The organism is Oscillibacter sp. (genome assembly GCF_032018205.1).
Taxonomy (GTDB): domain Bacteria; phylum Bacillota; class Clostridia; order Oscillospirales; family Oscillospiraceae; genus Oscillibacter.
The window spans coordinates 72,449-86,927 of record NZ_DALZOY010000008.1 but is presented as its reverse complement, the minus strand read 5'-3'; the positions used below and the strand labels follow the sequence as shown (position 1 = coordinate 86,927).

The 14,479-nt window shown below is 49.7% G+C and carries 17 protein-coding genes; 2 read left to right on the top strand and 15 right to left on the bottom strand.

Annotation, left to right across the window (positions count from 1 at the left end):
* Positions 1–3 precede the first annotated feature (3 nt).
* The 5 genes from RTU96_RS08085 to RTU96_RS08065 form a co-directional block, all read right to left on the bottom strand.
* Positions 4–885, bottom strand: a complete 882-nt coding sequence (locus RTU96_RS08085; protein ID WP_024345862.1) for a ParM/StbA family protein — start codon at positions 883–885, stop codon at positions 4–6.
* A gap of 30 nt (positions 886–915) precedes the next feature.
* Positions 916–1,266: a DUF6103 family protein gene (locus RTU96_RS08080; RefSeq protein WP_024345863.1), complete on the bottom strand. Its 351-nt coding sequence runs from the start codon at positions 1,264–1,266 to the stop codon at positions 916–918.
* Between the two features lie 19 nt (positions 1,267–1,285).
* Positions 1,286–2,131 (bottom strand): DUF6329 domain-containing protein, encoded by an 846-nt coding sequence (locus tag RTU96_RS08075; RefSeq protein ID WP_312636037.1) that lies wholly within the window; start codon positions 2,129–2,131, stop codon positions 1,286–1,288.
* 82 nt (positions 2,132–2,213) lie between these two features.
* Positions 2,214–3,722 (bottom strand): peptidoglycan DD-metalloendopeptidase family protein, encoded by a 1,509-nt coding sequence (locus RTU96_RS08070; protein ID WP_024345865.1) that lies wholly within the window; start codon positions 3,720–3,722, stop codon positions 2,214–2,216.
* Between the two features lie 63 nt (positions 3,723–3,785).
* The gene (locus RTU96_RS08065) at positions 3,786–4,034 is read right to left on the bottom strand and encodes a hypothetical protein (RefSeq protein ID WP_024345866.1); all 249 of its coding nucleotides are present in this window, start codon (positions 4,032–4,034) and stop codon (positions 3,786–3,788) included.
* 121 nt (positions 4,035–4,155) lie between these two features.
* Here RTU96_RS08065 and RTU96_RS08060 point away from each other — a divergent pair, with 121 nt between their 5' ends.
* Positions 4,156–4,482 carry a helix-turn-helix transcriptional regulator gene (locus RTU96_RS08060; protein ID WP_154527372.1) on the top strand — a complete coding sequence of 109 codons (327 nt, stop codon included), beginning with the start codon at positions 4,156–4,158 and terminating at the stop codon, positions 4,480–4,482.
* Positions 4,483–4,514: 32 nt separating this feature from the next.
* Here RTU96_RS08060 and RTU96_RS08055 read toward each other — a convergent pair whose 3' ends face one another.
* The 3 genes from RTU96_RS08055 to RTU96_RS08045 are packed head-to-tail and all read right to left on the bottom strand — an operon-like array spanning position 4,515 to position 7,954.
* Positions 4,515–5,018 (bottom strand): gamma-glutamylcyclotransferase family protein, encoded by a 504-nt coding sequence (locus RTU96_RS08055; RefSeq protein WP_154527370.1) that lies wholly within the window; start codon positions 5,016–5,018, stop codon positions 4,515–4,517.
* 16 nt (positions 5,019–5,034) lie between these two features.
* Positions 5,035–6,087: an amidoligase family protein gene (locus tag RTU96_RS08050; protein WP_154527368.1), complete on the bottom strand. Its 1,053-nt coding sequence runs from the start codon at positions 6,085–6,087 to the stop codon at positions 5,035–5,037.
* 37 nt (positions 6,088–6,124) lie between these two features.
* Positions 6,125–7,954: a VirB4 family type IV secretion system protein gene (locus tag RTU96_RS08045; RefSeq protein ID WP_154527366.1), complete on the bottom strand. Its 1,830-nt coding sequence runs from the start codon at positions 7,952–7,954 to the stop codon at positions 6,125–6,127.
* A gap of 188 nt (positions 7,955–8,142) precedes the next feature.
* Between RTU96_RS08045 and RTU96_RS08040 the strand changes: the two genes are divergently transcribed.
* Positions 8,143–8,610, top strand: a complete 468-nt coding sequence (locus tag RTU96_RS08040) for a GNAT family N-acetyltransferase (RefSeq protein WP_154527364.1) — start codon at positions 8,143–8,145, stop codon at positions 8,608–8,610.
* 67 nt (positions 8,611–8,677) lie between these two features.
* Here the strand turns inward: RTU96_RS08040 and RTU96_RS08035 are convergent, their stop codons facing one another.
* The 7 genes from RTU96_RS08035 to RTU96_RS08005 form a co-directional block, all read right to left on the bottom strand.
* On the bottom strand, positions 8,678–8,962 hold the full coding sequence (locus RTU96_RS08035; protein WP_154527362.1) for a hypothetical protein: 285 nt from the start codon (positions 8,960–8,962) through the stop codon (positions 8,678–8,680).
* A gap of 86 nt (positions 8,963–9,048) precedes the next feature.
* A complete protein-coding gene (locus tag RTU96_RS08030; RefSeq protein ID WP_312636033.1) occupies positions 9,049–9,639 on the bottom strand; it encodes a hypothetical protein in 591 nt (196 codons plus the stop codon).
* Positions 9,636–9,902 carry a hypothetical protein gene (locus RTU96_RS08025; RefSeq protein ID WP_154527360.1) on the bottom strand — a complete coding sequence of 89 codons (267 nt, stop codon included), beginning with the start codon at positions 9,900–9,902 and terminating at the stop codon, positions 9,636–9,638. The genes RTU96_RS08030 and RTU96_RS08025 overlap by 4 nt, the downstream gene beginning before the upstream one ends.
* Positions 9,878–12,229 carry a DNA cytosine methyltransferase gene (locus RTU96_RS08020; RefSeq protein ID WP_312636032.1) on the bottom strand — a complete coding sequence of 784 codons (2,352 nt, stop codon included), beginning with the start codon at positions 12,227–12,229 and terminating at the stop codon, positions 9,878–9,880. Before RTU96_RS08020 ends, RTU96_RS08025 begins: the two co-directional genes overlap by 25 nt.
* Positions 12,226–12,786 (bottom strand): DUF4406 domain-containing protein, encoded by a 561-nt coding sequence (locus RTU96_RS08015; RefSeq protein WP_154527356.1) that lies wholly within the window; start codon positions 12,784–12,786, stop codon positions 12,226–12,228. The genes RTU96_RS08020 and RTU96_RS08015 overlap by 4 nt, the downstream gene beginning before the upstream one ends.
* Positions 12,783–13,688 (bottom strand): conjugal transfer protein TrbL family protein, encoded by a 906-nt coding sequence (locus RTU96_RS08010; protein ID WP_024345943.1) that lies wholly within the window; start codon positions 13,686–13,688, stop codon positions 12,783–12,785. The genes RTU96_RS08015 and RTU96_RS08010 overlap by 4 nt, the downstream gene beginning before the upstream one ends.
* Positions 13,689–13,891: 203 nt before the next feature.
* A complete protein-coding gene (locus RTU96_RS08005) occupies positions 13,892–14,437 on the bottom strand; it encodes a DUF4259 domain-containing protein (RefSeq protein ID WP_154527354.1) in 546 nt (181 codons plus the stop codon).
* Positions 14,438–14,479 lie beyond the last annotated feature (42 nt).

Sequence of the window (14,479 nt, the reverse complement as noted above, 5' to 3'; positions counted from 1 at the left end):
TTCCTAACCCAGAAGGAGCTTGTACCCGTCTGCATTTGCAAACCGGTTAAGCACCGCCACAGTATTGAGTCCATCCCCGCGCAGCCGGGATTCCAGAAGTTCAGCACCGCCGCCCGCAAACACAGTGGGGAGCCGCAGATCAAGCCCCCGTTCCCGGAGTGCATTAAACAGCTCTTTGCAGTAGGCCGATACTTCTTGCTCGACAGTTTCTTCGATCTGCCTGCTGGCAATATGCTGAATATTGCCCTGGATAGCATCAGTTATTAAGGTGTCTGAAAGCAGGATGCCGCTTCGTTGAAGGGCATCCTGAATGCGGCTGTATAAGGTGATGGTTCCCATCCGAAGGCTGGCACAGCTGGATCTATCCAGTCTGAAATTATGGACGGTAAGAACATCCACCGTATAACCACCGATATCAACGAGGGTAATGCTGCGGTATTCCTTCAGCTGAGGATAATAGCGGCACAACGCCGCATGTCCCTGTGCGAACACCTTACAGTCTGTAATACGGCACTGGTAAGGTCTCCCCTCGAACACAAAGGAGACATTTTCCCGCAGAAAATACCGGCGGAATGCCTCCTTTTGTGTGCCGTAGCTGTCAATGGGAAGCCCCACACCCAGCATAATGTCGGTACTGCTCACACCCATGCGCTTCATGGCTTCCGCAATGGCCGGCAGGGTAAGAATAAATGTATCCTGCTCTCTGCTTTTATCCTGTTGAAAGCGCAGGCGACGTTCTCCAATCGCGTAATAGCTGCCTTCATAGAACAGCTGCATTTCCGGTGTAATGAATTCCCGGTCGCTGACTGCAAAGCCAGAGGCATAAAGAATCCCCTCCGAGGATTTTGTATTGTAATTTCCGTTGTCTATGCCAAGCTTAATCATGGCTAACACCTCCTTGTTCTTTTTCTGTTGTTACATACTCATGTTCATTGACTGATTTTCCTGTGGCGAATCCTCCGAGGGTTCTTCTTGAGGGGGAGCGTCCATTTGAGACTCTGCAGCAGTCTGCTCCCGCTGGCGGCGGCTTTGGCGTACCGGACGTTCTCTAACCGGGGGAGACCCCTGTGTTTCCTGTGACACGGGCGTCTGCTCCATGCGGCTCTCCACATATTCCCGCACCTGCGCCGGAACTGCCTTTTCATAGGTTTTATCCAGATAATCCTGCAGCTCCTGTTCAATGGTAAGCTCCTTTTTATCCATGAAAAAGCGGAGGGCTTCCAGCTTTTCCGTTGGAAAGGACAGCTTCAATTCGGTTGTACTCATGGGTTAATTCCTCCTTCTTTTACAATTTCAGTTCCATGCCGGGAGTATCCTCCGGCTCTCTGACCCAGCGGTCATAATCCTCACAGGGACAATCCCCTGCAAGCATCCGGGCGAATTCAGTCAGGCGCTGAGAGGATACTCCCGCACACTCCGCCTGCATGCCATAAATTCCGTGAAACACTCTAAGCACCTGTGCATTCAGCACATCTTCCCATGCCTGTTTTCCTTCCTCTGTCAAGGTGGCAGAGTCAAGATATACAATGGTGGAAGGGTCCATATCCACCTCGTGATGCACAAGATGGAGGTTTTCAAAGGGTACACGGATCAGCTCCTTTAAGCGCAGGGTTTGATCTCCTGCCTCCACTTCACTCAAAGTGTCATTCTCCAGATTTGGGCAGTAATCCAGATAGAAGGTCATGTCGAGACCGTCCTCCAATGGTTCAATTTCAGCCATTTCCTGCCGAACCGAGAGAAGGTCACAGAGCAACGTGCTGATGTATTCACTGTCCTTTAGATTCACACCGTACTGCTCTTGTATCTCATCAAAATAAATGGCCCATGTGCCATTGGAGGTGCTTTGAGTACCTTCCCGAATAATCTGGTTCGCAAGCTCGTTTAATTGGGTGGTCAGATAATCTCTTGCCCCCGGAAGATAACTGGAATACCTGGCATAGCCAAATCCCTCTGCTTCAACAAGAACACCATCAGATTGGTTTTCTCCCAACACCAGAAGACAATGGTATGTTCCGTTTTTCTCCATGTACATGGAATCGGTACTCTCTGAAATAAAGGGAGCGTCCCGAAGCAACCCGGAACGGAAACGGGTGTATTCCGCTTCCGGAAGCTCCACTGCCTTTTCAATCACACACTCCCTTAAGGGGAACTCTGATACCTTTCGTTCAAATATTGCCTGTAGCTTCAACATAGCGTACTCCTTTCTTTTCTGCCTATGGCAGATAGCTTCTTGGGTTTTGGGCCGTTTCGTTTATCCGCACCTCAAAATGCAGATGGTTCCCGGTGCTTCGTCCGGTTGAGCCCACCTTCGCCACAATTTCCCCGGCCTTTACCGTCTGTCCTTGCGTAACAAGCAAGTCCGAACAATGTCCGTACAGAGTGACCACTCCTCCGCCATGGTCAATGGTCAAATAATATCCGTATCCGGTGCTGCCATAGCTAACCGTCTGTACGGTTCCAGCGGCAGTTGCACGGATCGGAGTCCCCTTAGACGCCCCCAGGTCAAGTCCGGAATGTCCCGACCATGCTCCGGTGATGGGATCTGTTCTTCCGCCAAACTCCGAAGTGACCATGGAGCGCCAGCCGTTTCCCAACGGGGAGTGCAAACCAGAGGAAGATGCCTGAGCTTTATTTTCAACATAGGGTCTTGCATACAGCACCTGCTTATCTGCATCAAACAAATTCCGGTATACCACCTGTCCTTGAGAGGAGGAGGCATCTACTACCTTGCCATCACCTGCATAGATGCCGACATGGGTAATATTGAGATAACGTCCATTTACCTTATGGCTCCAGAACACCAGATCACCAGGTGCCAGGTTGGACTTTGAAATGGTAAGTCCATTGTTCACACAGTATTTACCTTGCTCGGCAGCGGTACCGGGGAGCTTAACTCCCAACTGGCGGTATACCCACTGCACCAAATAGCTGCAGTCCGTATAATCGCCCTGCCCACGACGCTCCTGTGAATAGGGATCTCCCAGACGGGACAGTGCAAGCTGAACAGCCCCAGCTCCAGTCTCACCCACAGGCAAATCATAGGTCAGACCAGAGAGCTGGTCCGGCAGCCAGTCTGCCCACTGGTCAAAACCATCGCCTTCACCGGGTGCGCCAGTTCCATGCAATGCCCGGTAATAGATTTCTGATGCATTCGCCTGCTTCTCGTAGGAAATAAACAGACCAAGCGTTTCTTCCAGTCTTGCATAAATTTCCGGCAGGGAGGTAAGGGGAACCGCTACGGTATAGGTCTCCTTATGCTCCACTTTATCCTCGTCTGTCCAGGTGCGGGTTCGTTCTTCATAACGGACGAAGCAGTCCGCAAATACCTGGTAATCCATCCCACGCAGGGAATCTGCGCCGAAATACAGAGCATAAAAAATGGCCTTGACCTGTGTGGAGTCAAGACTTCCATCCTCTATCAGGGGAGTGATTTCTGAGATTGCCGTGTCCAGCTCTGAGAAGCTTTGTCGCATGTCCTCAATGTACTGCCGATAGTCCTCCGGCACCTGTCCGGATATAACGCCACCGTGAAAGGAAAGTGCAACAGCGGCATTGTTGTGGTTCGCGGTTCCTGACAAAAGACTTGTGATCATGACGATAATTAGAATAAAGGGCGTTAATATGGTAGCGATGAGAACACCCACCGCTTTCCATGTTCGTTTATCAGAGGCGGCCGCAATTGCCGCTTTGACTGCAAGTGTGATAGTTGCAGGATCTGCCATGGATAACCTCCTTTCAAACACATATGCCCTCCGGAGAATTCCTGGAGGGCATATGTGTTTTTCTCATTCAATTAATTGATCTTGTTTCATACCAAGCCGGCTGCGAAAGTCTAAATGCTCCTGCTCCAGACGCTTCCATTCGCTGTCCGCCTCTTCAAATTTTGCAAGAGCTTCTGCCATCTGCGGAGAATCATAGGGTACCTTTCCTTCTACCAGTCTGCGCAGCTCGCTTCTGTGCTTTTCCACCGTGTGTCCCAGCAGGTATAGCCGCCCTGCTTGCTTGATCAACTTTGCTTTTTCCTTTGATGTCATTCTTTCGTTTCCTCCATTCTTATTTCTTTTAGTTAGCTGTAAGAGATATTATAATTCTCTTATAGTTTATTTTCAAGTAGAACAGGAAACTATAAGCTAATAAATAAAGGAGCTGATAGAGATGGAAACTAAATTAGAAAAGGGGGCGTTGGGCGCTGCGATCCGTGCGGCACGGCTGGAGCAGCACTATACCCACGAAGCACTGTCCGAACTGGTTGGCATCACCCCCACACACTTAAAGCATATTGAGAGTGAACACCGTAAGCCTTCCATTGATTTGCTATATCGTCTTGTTCAGGCATTGAACCTTTCGCTGGATGCTCTGTTCTTCCCGGAACGAGAGGATGAAGTCTTTCGCAAAACCGAGCGGCGTATGCGACAATGCAATGAAAGCCAGTTGCGCATTCTGTACGCAACTATGGAAGCAATGCAGAAGGAAGAGAAGTAGAACAGGTCGTACCGAAAGGTACGGCTTGTTTTTTACCACCATCTCTGCCCAAACAAATTGCCCTGTTCCGGCTCGGCTTCCTGCTGTTCCTGTGCCAGACGAATAGACTTTTCCACCGCCTGTTCCAGAAAATCCGAATCAAAGCCTGCGGATTTGTAGCCTTCCAGAATCGTGTTAAGATAGTAATCTGACGGCGCACCCAGCGGATGACCGTCATTCATCACATACACCATGGCATTAACAGATCGGCCGCCAAGCTCCACGGGAAACAGCTCCTTGCGGTAAAAATTCGGGTAACCCTCATAACGGTCAAGTGCAAGCTCATCCTTGGGGCGAACCTTCCACAGAAGCACAGGAACGCTGGACCCCGCAAGAGGTTCCACCGTTGCAACAGCACTGCTCCGACTGCCGCGGAATAATAGTTCATAGTCCTTGATTTCGCTTACCCCCACCACCTTGGCAGTAGGGCACCGAAAAGACATCTGTGGCAGATTTAGGTTACTGCCATAGGCAATATACAGGGTTTCATTTTTCATATTCGAATACCTCCTTTTACATTGACATAGAAAGGCCGGGGCTTTGCTCATCAACCCCGGCCTGTTCCTGCTCATTTTCAATTGTTTGCTCTAATTGCGGTGATAGTGTATGTGCTGCTTCCTCCAGAGCCTTTTCTTTTTTCTGCCTTAATCGTTCCTTTTGCTGCTGAGCCTGTGCAGGGTTCTTCCACGCAATACAGCCATCCAAATGTTCCAGCAGGTGAAGCCTTGCCGTCTTAAATTCATCCCCGATGAGTCCAAGGCGCAGAAGCCAGGTGCGAAAGGTATATTTTTCATTGGTGCTTTGGGTCTTTGTACGGCTGGCGCACTTCTGATTCAGGGCTTGTGCGGAAATTGCCATACACAGCTGAATATATGACTTAATCTTACCGGCATGGGTGGTGCTGTTGAATAAACGGAACTCTACCGTACCTTTCTGGAACACACTATGGAGGTTAAGGCAATGATAACGACTATCGTGATAATGCTCGTGGCGGCCATCCTCTCCGTCATACCAGATACGGCTGACCTGCTCCAGCGATTTGGGTCTGCGGCGATTGAGTTCTTCTAGAAAACGATTGTCCACCGGCTTGCACCAGCGGTGCTGTCTGGCTACGGTTACCTGCAGTGCCTTGTAGATCATATCCTCCTTGGCAGCCATGATGTTGGTGATGTTTCGCAGGGTATTGGCATCAAAGGGGGAGGCATCCACATGCACATGGATGCCGCAGCTGGAGTTTGTAATGGCACCGGCGTCACGCAGCTTGCGGATCAGCTCCTGCACAGTTTCGATATCCTCCCAGCGGCAGATCGGGCTGACCATCTCGGTTTTGTATTCATCCGAAGCTGATATGGTTTGACGCCCGGATTTACGCTGGGGCGTGATGCTGGCGTCGCTCATAAACTTCCACTTCCGTCCCTGCGAATCCAAAGCAGAGTAGGTATTATAAAATGTTCCGTCATAGTGGCTGTCGGTCCCGAAGTATTCCGCAGCAACCTTTGCCGCCTGTTCGCGGGTCACGCCGGTCATCTCTATCTCAATGCCGAAGCGCTGCTCTCTCATGTCCATAGACTATCCTCCCTTCGCCCTATGTTTCGGGTGGTCATTAGCGGCCTCCGGCTTTTCCAAACAGCTTTGCCTTATGCTCTGGTGCATGAACCATCAGGTTGTACCGCTCATTGCCGCATTTATAAAGACACACGCCCTGCTGGGGATAGCGGATCAGCTCATATTCGGATTTCTCCAGCTGGAGCGTATCCATGTAAAACTTTGCATCTATGGAGCCTGCATTGAACAGGAACTGGTGGGTTGGAATGGAGAATAAGGGCTTGGTCAGCTCACGGATATGCTCTACGTTGAAATCCTCCAGATTCTGTGATGCCAGGATAACGGCGCTTTCTTTTTTTCTGACTCGTTTCATAAAATTACGGATGTATTCAATGGCGGTGAAATTCGTCAGGAACAGGTATAGCTCGTCGATGCTGGCTGCAGTATTTCCGGTAGTCAAAAGTTCGTTGCTCATGTAGGAAAGCACGTTAAACAACAAGGCGTTACGCAAATTTTTGCTTGCATTTAGCACACCCTTGACACCAAAGGTAATAAAATCATTGCTGGTGATATTGGTATGGCCATTAAAAAACTTGGACTCCGCTCCTTTACACATGGAGTGAAGTCCAAGGCAGATTTCTCGAAGAGAGTCCGCTGTATAAAGCTGGCGGTGGCTTTCATCGAAGCCCTTATATTCCTTTTCAATGAGGTCGTACAAATCAGATAAAATAGGATAATGTGAATGATTTAAGCGGTCAAAATTGCTGTGGTCCGTGATGCCCCACTTTTCATAGAGCTTTCCCAGCATGATTTCAATGGTGTCAATCTCTCGGTCCGTAAAGTCCTTGTAGGTGCGGAAAAAATCCTTTAGAAAGCTGATATGCTGGCTGAGCTTGCTGGTCTGGCGGAATGCCTGGGGTGCGTCCATATCCTTGGGATCACCACTTTCATCCCAGCTTTTTGGCTCCAGCACATTGATGATGAACTCGCCGGACATGAGGTCAATAAAGCAGCCCCCAAGATTGATGGTCAGATCCTCATACTCCATTTCCGGATCTAACCCGATAATATGCATGCCGGATTCATGCAGGTTGCACAGGATTAACTTTAACAGGTAACTCTTCCCCTGACCGGAGTTGCCAAGGATTAGAATATTGGCGTTAGTCTTGTCATCGGCGCGACGGTTGAAATCGGCCAGAATATTGCTGCCAAACTTATCCCTGCCGAGGTAGAAACCATTGGGGTCTGTTTTCCCGGAGTAATTAAAGGGATAGAGATTTGCGACCGAGCTGGCAGGCAGCACCCGTTCAAACTGATCCCCAAACACATTCCAGCCGGAGGGCATGACGCAGATAAAACCTTGCTGCTGGCGCAGCATCAGCCGATCCACGTTAAGTTTGGAGCGTACCAACTCTGTCAGGACTTCCGTCTGCAGGAGCTTCAGCTGGTCATAATCATGGGATGTCAGCTCAATGTATACAGCGGCATGGAGCAGAGGCTCCCGGCTCCGATGCATCTGTGCCACAATGGTGGCCACGTCCTGTAGATTTGACTCTGCTGTCACGGTCTGCTGGATATCCTGTGTACTGGTTCGCTGCATCCGGTTTTTGTTGGCAGCGTTTGTGATGATTTTCTTTTCCTCCACCGGGGTGACATGTCGGGTATAAAGGTGCAGGGTGACGCCATCCTTCTCCCCAAGGTGCCGGAGAATAGCCTGTTCATCGGTTGCAGTAGGATATTCCCGGAGTGCCCAAGCACAGCGGTAGGTATTGCCGCAGATAAAATGGTCGCCATTAAATTTGATTACCGAAGGGGCGATCATATCCAGAAATTCTTGTATCCGCACATCCTCCTGCGGCCGGGCTTTGGGTTTCACTTTTCTTGTCATGAGCTTCTTCCTTTCTGAGTTTGATTTTGGGTATTGAAAAAGCTGCCACAGTTTGTGACGGCTGGGTAAAAACGGTTTATTAATATTTGAAAACATGGTATTATTATAGTAGCGCTTTAATTTTTTTCACATCACACATAATCAAGTGCTGTGTTCCCATTATTTATATACTCTGTATAGGAGGTTTCATGGAATTAAGAAAATATAAATCGGAAGATTGTACTACGTTAGCAGAGCTTTTTTTTCAGACAGTTCATACCATAAACTCAAAGGATTATACCAATGACCAGCTCGATGCTTGGGCGACGGGTGATGTAGATATATCAGCTTGGAATAGATCTTTTTTAAATCACAACACTCTTGTTGCCGAAATCAATACAACTATTGTCGGATTCGGTGACATGGACGATAACGGCTACCTTGACAAGCTCTTTGTTCATAAAGATTATCAAGGCAAAGGTGTTGCTACGGCTATTGTAAATGAACTTGAACAACAAGCAGTTCGGCACGGTGTTACTCTTTTTTCTACGCATGCCTCAATAACTGCTAAACCGTTCTTTGAAAAGCGAGGCTATCGTGTGGTTCGAGAAAACACGGCGGTTCGATGTAATATAGTACTTAATAATTTTATTATGGAAAAAAAATTCGTGAAATGAGCAAAATGGGAAAGCTATGTACAACCATGGCTTCCCATTTTATATTCTCCTGGTGGCAAGCTTAAGGTCATAGAACACCAAGTTCCTTCAAAAACCGGACACATTCTTTTGCCCCTTGCAGGTATAGGTGCTTTTCCTGAAATCCCCAAACCTCTAAATTGAGTTCAAGGTATTCCTGAAAAATCTGTCTATCCGGTTCATCAAGCTTTTCCAGATATTGCTCTATCGAAGCCCTTAGCTCAGCTTGCCGCAGAATCAGCTGATCGAGGTTTTCATCTTCCTCTCGCTGCTGGCTGAGTGCGCGCTGAGTTAGTTCTCCCACCACCATATCCATGATTTCCTCATATTCCATTCTCATCACCTCCCATGTATTACACATGACAATAAACGAATACCTCACATAAGTCTAGATGGAAAACCCAACAAAAACCGGCGCATTTACTCCCCGAAAATAACCCATCGTTCGCCGTCAAAGTCCTCGAACTTTTCCGTTGTAACATTCTGCTCAAAATAGACGGCCAGAAGCCGCTTGATGTCCTCCTTGCCGGAACGCTTGGCAATGAAGCCCTGCTCCCGCAGCGTTTTCTCGATGCGGCTTAAGTAGGGGAACACCTCGCTATCCTTTTCGTTTTTTAGCCGGATGATGACGAGGAATTCCCTGGCTGTAGACATCTGCACCTGAATACGGTCAAGATGGATAAGATCCTGCTCCAACAGCTTTCGCACAGCCGTATTGTCTTCTTGTTCCATACGGCTTCGCAAAAACCGCTTATTATCCTCGTAGCTTTCACGGCTGTTCAAGCACAGAAATTCAAGCTCCGCCATGCCCTTGAGAACCGTCATCAGTGCATAAATCCGTGCTGAGATACTTTCCTCAGATAACACGGAGATATTGGTGGGCTTGATCATAAAATACACAAGCCGGTCGCCGCGATAGGTATCCAGGCTGTAATCTGTCACTTCTCTGGTTCCAATGAGCTGGCGAGTAACCTTGCGCTGTTTTTCTGTTTTCTTTTCTGTTTTACTCATCTCGGCTGATACCCCCATTCGTAGACCTGCTGCTTTGTCAAAAAGAATGCGCAGGCATATTGGATAAAATCAAGGATACTGGTATCGTCAAACCGGATGGTCAAAAATGCGTAGAGGGCTGTGATGACAATGGGCGGCAAAAATCCCAGCTGCACCAGCGCAAACACAGAGATTAAAAGCCCCACGCCAATGATGCCGATATCCCGGAGCTGCCAAAGCCACAGTGTGGCTTTGGATTTTAGGTTGTCGGGGTAGATGTACATTCTGATTCCTCCTGTTCCAATTTAAATTTTCGTAAAAAATAAGCGATTCCCCGGAGCACATGCACCACACAGGGAATCGCCACACTATTGCCAAGCGCTTTATATCTTGCGCTATCCGAAGCGCCGGGGATGTCCGTCCAGTAATCGGGATAACCCTGGAGCCTTTCACATTCCAGAGGTGTCAGCCTACGGATCAGCTTACCGATACGGATGGGATGCACATTGTTGAGGGAATAGCCACCATTCGTTTTGGATTGCAGTGTTCCGCTTAAGTCGCCGTTTTCCACTCCATTGCGGCAATCCAGTCCGGCCACATCCGCTTCGCATATAAGGTCTGTTGCATCCTTATACTGTCTGGCACTTTGCGTGCTGACTACCTCATTTGGCGCATACTCATCGCTCCGCTGCTGTGAAAAAACACAATGACGGTCGGTGGATGTCACGGTGTAGCTGATGTCCGGCTGAACACCAAGTCCATTGCCCCCATTGTGATCCTGTCGATCAATGATATTTCCGGCAATACAGTAAGTCGAATCATGTGCCAAAGCTTCACTGGACTCCCCGGCAAGAACAGCTGGCTGGGAAATCAGGGGAACATTGTTGCCGCCGGTTCCATAACGGGCAGACATTGTCGGAGCTACCGGGTGAGGTCCGGTATAGCGCGATTCAATGCCATGGTTCTCAAACAGCTCCGGCTGGGAGTCCAGAATCAATGGCTGGTGCCCATGCTCCAGTGCTCGTAGCGTACCGGTCTGGTTTTCGGAGCAGTACATCTGCCCGCCGCCCTGGTCGTTCAGGCAAAGGATGGAGGGCACCATATTGGTTCCGCTCTCCGATGCCTTCAGTGTCGGGGAAATTTCCTCACTGTAACCAATCCCTCCCGCAGCAGGACCGGCTCCTGCACAGAAACCAGCTGTCAGAACACAGGGATAGCCCTGTCCGGCCTGCCCGCCACCCGATGTGAGGGTTGTGTGCTGCTCCGGGGTCAGAAAGCAGTCGCCATTTCCCTTGGTAACTACACCTGCCGAAAACACCAGCCCGCCCGGATTTCTTCCACCGCCGCCATCCGCACCGGCCAGTGTTGGTGCAATGCTGTCCTCTGTAAAGATCCGTTCCTGCTGGGTATCCCATGGGGTCAGGCAATTTGGCTGCTGAACGCCGGATTCTTCCGAAAACTGCGCCACAAAGGTCTGCTGTTTCATGCCGGGTTGAGCTTGAATTGCCCCGGATACATCATTTAGATTTCGTACCTCATCCCGCTGGTTACAGGCAAAGGCGATGGTTTCGCTTTCTGGTGCAGAATGAAATACAGCATGGGAGTGCGATGCCTGGAGAGTAAAAGCGGGATCATCATCGGCTCCTATCCCAAGACCTGTTCCTTCTCCCATACGCTCATGCCTAGTGGCTATCTGTGTATTGATTGGAATCGTTACAGGTTCACTTTTTTCTTCTGTTATATACCCATGTCCTCCACCTTCGCCGCCATACAGAGACGGCCACACACCATCGCCTTCATAAATGCGGCGGCTTTGCACATCCCATGGCGTCAGGCATTCTCCAGATCTTCCTCCAACGGCTCCGGAGCTTCCGCCTGGATCTCCAGCGCTCGTTTCAGAACAGGCGGCAGTTCCTTGCCGCGTTTCCTCGCTCTGCGCAGAATCCCCAAACAGGCGGTCTTGCTCAAATAATATTTGTGATGCGGTGTGGCCTCCAAAATCTGCGACAAGGTATATACGTTTTCTTCTCTGGGGGGTGCGGGGCCAGTATTGAGCATCATATACTCTCCAAGCAATGGAGAATTGATTTCCCAATATGGCCCCAGCAGATTTCCATACCCCTCCCGGAGGTCGAGGTATAGATACGGTACTGTCCGCAATTCTGCAGGTTTCCTCAAGTACCGCCCGGAAATCCTCTGACTCAGAGGAGCTGAAGGCTCCGGGAACATTTTCCCAGCACATATACCGAGGTCGAACAGCGTCAGCTGACCTTCCGTTTGCTTTGTCATAGGCTCTCATCTCCTTGATTACACGAACCTGCTCCATGAACAGGCCGGAGCGCTCTCCCTGTAAGCCGGCACGTTTCCCCGCAACGCTCAGATCCTGGCAGGGTGAGCCCCCGCATACCACATCCACAGGTGTAAGCTGCGCACCATCAAGCTTTGTAATATCGCCTACATGGCACATTTCAGGGAAGCGCAGCCGGGTCACCTCGATAGGAAACGGTTCAATTTCGCTGGCCCAGACAGGCGTAAAATCCTGTCCGACGCCTGCCAGCGGAAAGCCGCCGATCCCGTCAAACAGGCTGCCGAGGGTCAGCGGTTCAGTCAATATTGCAGCTTCATGCCAGAGAAAGGCGCTTCCTCCAGCGTGATGTCCATTCCTTTTGCAAAGTAGGCTACATTAGGTGTGCGGGTATTTTCTATCAGCCGTCTGGCTTCGGCGGCTGCTTCCTCATAGGTATCAAAGGTCAGCGGCTCTCCGTCCTGCTTTACCCAGGCTTCCGATGCCCCGCACACGGAGGCAGCACTCCTGCGCGCCCATATTCCGTATTTCTCCATGGTATGTCCTCCTTGTATTTGTTCTGCGGATACTCGTTTGACCGGAATCCCCAGCCGCTCAGCCTCCGCAATCTCACAGCGCATTCCAGTGCTGATCTGGGAACCGCACACCCATAATTCCTCGCAGGCCGCCAATACCCGAAGTCCCATTTGAATGCCGGCTTCCCGTTCTGCCGGTACAGCATCATTTAGCAGTTGGGGGTATAACAGATGCACAGCCACCGGCGCACAGCACTGCGATATAGCATAGCGGCAGGCATCCTGCGCAAACCTCACGTTCCGTTCAATTTCCCCGGCATAGGGGGAACAGATATAGACCAGCTTCATTTTGCTGCCACCGCCTTTACAATCGTCCTCGTAATGTTCATGGCAGTCTGCCCGGCATAGACGGCGCTCATAAAGTTAGCCCTAGTGCTGGTATCTAATCCGAAAGCTCCGGCGATTCGTGGAATCTCTCCCGCCGCCAGCATAAGCCCCAGCCCAAGCAGAGCCTGATCCTTCACGACCATCAGTCCAGCTATGAGGATGGTGGCTTGTAAAAAGGCGGTCAGACACAGCCCAATAATCTGCTTGCACCAGCTGGTGAAACCGTCCATGTAGCCGCGGGGAACGGAAAACATATACAAGCTCCCCACAGCGATTTGAATGAGCAGGATACCGCCGCGTTTGAGATTTGCAAAGAACACCTTAATTACGGCGTAGCCCATCAGAATCAGGATAAACAGCATCATAATCGGACTGGTGATCACTCCCAGCCCGCCAAAGACGTTCAAGCTACCCGCGCTTTCTAAATTACCGGCTGCGGATAGCTCATTGATGATATTTCCGGCAAGGGTATCCAAGCCGCTTCCGTAGCCAGTGATTCCCGCCGTCAGACTACTCTGCAGTGAAACGGACAGTTTGTACAGTTCTACGGGAACGGTGGAGAATAACCCCACTGCCATAAATCCCTTGATGGCATTCAGCGCAGCATCCCGGATGCTGCCCCGGCCGGACTGGTATTCGATGGCACACTCAAAAACAGACACCACCAGCCCCGTTCCATACAGCGCCCAAGCCAGATAAACAAAAAACAGGACGATGGATTGAACCCAGCTCATTTCAAACAGATCCGCTCCCATGCCGCCCATTGCGGAAAAGAAATTTCCAAGAAAGCCGATGATTTGGCCGTAAATCCAATCAAGGATTTGGCCCAAGACCGTATCGGCTACAAAATCCCATATAAACATAGGCATCACCTCCAATAAAAAAAGGCTCTCGCATAAAATACGAAAACCTTTTTTACTGATTTTTATTTAGTTCCTTGAGGAAAACATATCTTTCCTCCAATCAAAAGAACAGGACAACTATCTTTTATAGTGGCTGTCCTGCCCTTATATCAGTTGTAAAAATTTGAACCAGTGCGCCTACAGCGAATGCCATCCACCGTTCATCAGCTTATCTCGCCCATAACCGGTCCGCTCGTCTGCTCCTTAGAAGGGATCAGTTCATCCTCCTGAGACATAAGAATTGAATCCATACGGCTGATCAGCATGGACATATGCTTCTGCCAGCCGTTCCAGTCTTCTTCCTCAAACCAGCCACCCCATTTTCTATCAGAATTGGCTGCCAACTCCGCTTCCTCCTTGATACAGCCGAGTGCGTCAGCAAGATAATTCCGGAGCCATTGAACGGACTCCTCGGTAACGGTAAAGTATTTGACCTTGCTGAACTTGTTTTGGTTTGCCGCCCATTCCCCATCATAGTCCATATCGCCAATATCCTCATCCTGGAATTTTACAATCATTTCAGCCAATGCCATCGGTCCAGTGTGCGATGCTAAATCCGTGACTTCGGCCACACACCATTCTTTCTGCCTCATCTCCTCGATGATTTTTTCAAGCTCCAATACTCCATTCTCCGGCATTTTACTTCTGATGAAATCCACTGTATCCAACCCGGTGTCAGACTCGAACGCCGTTATTCCCCAGCATCCCATAAATTAATTTCCTCCTTTTTATTTTATTTCCATAGGCTTACA

Coding starts and splice junctions, on each gene's coding strand:
- RTU96_RS08085 (WP_024345862.1), bottom strand. CDS start 885: ATGATTAAGCTTGGCATAGACAACGGAAATTACAATACAAAATCCTCG.
- RTU96_RS08080 (WP_024345863.1), bottom strand. CDS start 1,266: ATGAGTACAACCGAATTGAAGCTGTCCTTTCCAACGGAAAAGCTGGAA.
- RTU96_RS08070 (WP_024345865.1), bottom strand. CDS start 3,722: ATGGCAGATCCTGCAACTATCACACTTGCAGTCAAAGCGGCAATTGCG.
- RTU96_RS08065 (WP_024345866.1), bottom strand. CDS start 4,034: ATGACATCAAAGGAAAAAGCAAAGTTGATCAAGCAAGCAGGGCGGCTA.
- RTU96_RS08060 (WP_154527372.1), top strand. CDS start 4,156: ATGGAAACTAAATTAGAAAAGGGGGCGTTGGGCGCTGCGATCCGTGCG.
- RTU96_RS08055 (WP_154527370.1), bottom strand. CDS start 5,018: ATGAAAAATGAAACCCTGTATATTGCCTATGGCAGTAACCTAAATCTG.
- RTU96_RS08050 (WP_154527368.1), bottom strand. CDS start 6,087: ATGGACATGAGAGAGCAGCGCTTCGGCATTGAGATAGAGATGACCGGC.
- RTU96_RS08045 (WP_154527366.1), bottom strand. CDS start 7,954: ATGACAAGAAAAGTGAAACCCAAAGCCCGGCCGCAGGAGGATGTGCGG.
- RTU96_RS08040 (WP_154527364.1), top strand. CDS start 8,143: ATGGAATTAAGAAAATATAAATCGGAAGATTGTACTACGTTAGCAGAG.
- RTU96_RS08035 (WP_154527362.1), bottom strand. CDS start 8,962: ATGGAATATGAGGAAATCATGGATATGGTGGTGGGAGAACTAACTCAG.
- RTU96_RS08030 (WP_312636033.1), bottom strand. CDS start 9,639: ATGAGTAAAACAGAAAAGAAAACAGAAAAACAGCGCAAGGTTACTCGC.
- RTU96_RS08025 (WP_154527360.1), bottom strand. CDS start 9,902: ATGTACATCTACCCCGACAACCTAAAATCCAAAGCCACACTGTGGCTT.
- RTU96_RS08015 (WP_154527356.1), bottom strand. CDS start 12,786: ATGAAGCTGGTCTATATCTGTTCCCCCTATGCCGGGGAAATTGAACGG.
- RTU96_RS08010 (WP_024345943.1), bottom strand. CDS start 13,688: ATGTTTATATGGGATTTTGTAGCCGATACGGTCTTGGGCCAAATCCTT.
- RTU96_RS08005 (WP_154527354.1), bottom strand. CDS start 14,437: ATGGGATGCTGGGGAATAACGGCGTTCGAGTCTGACACCGGGTTGGAT.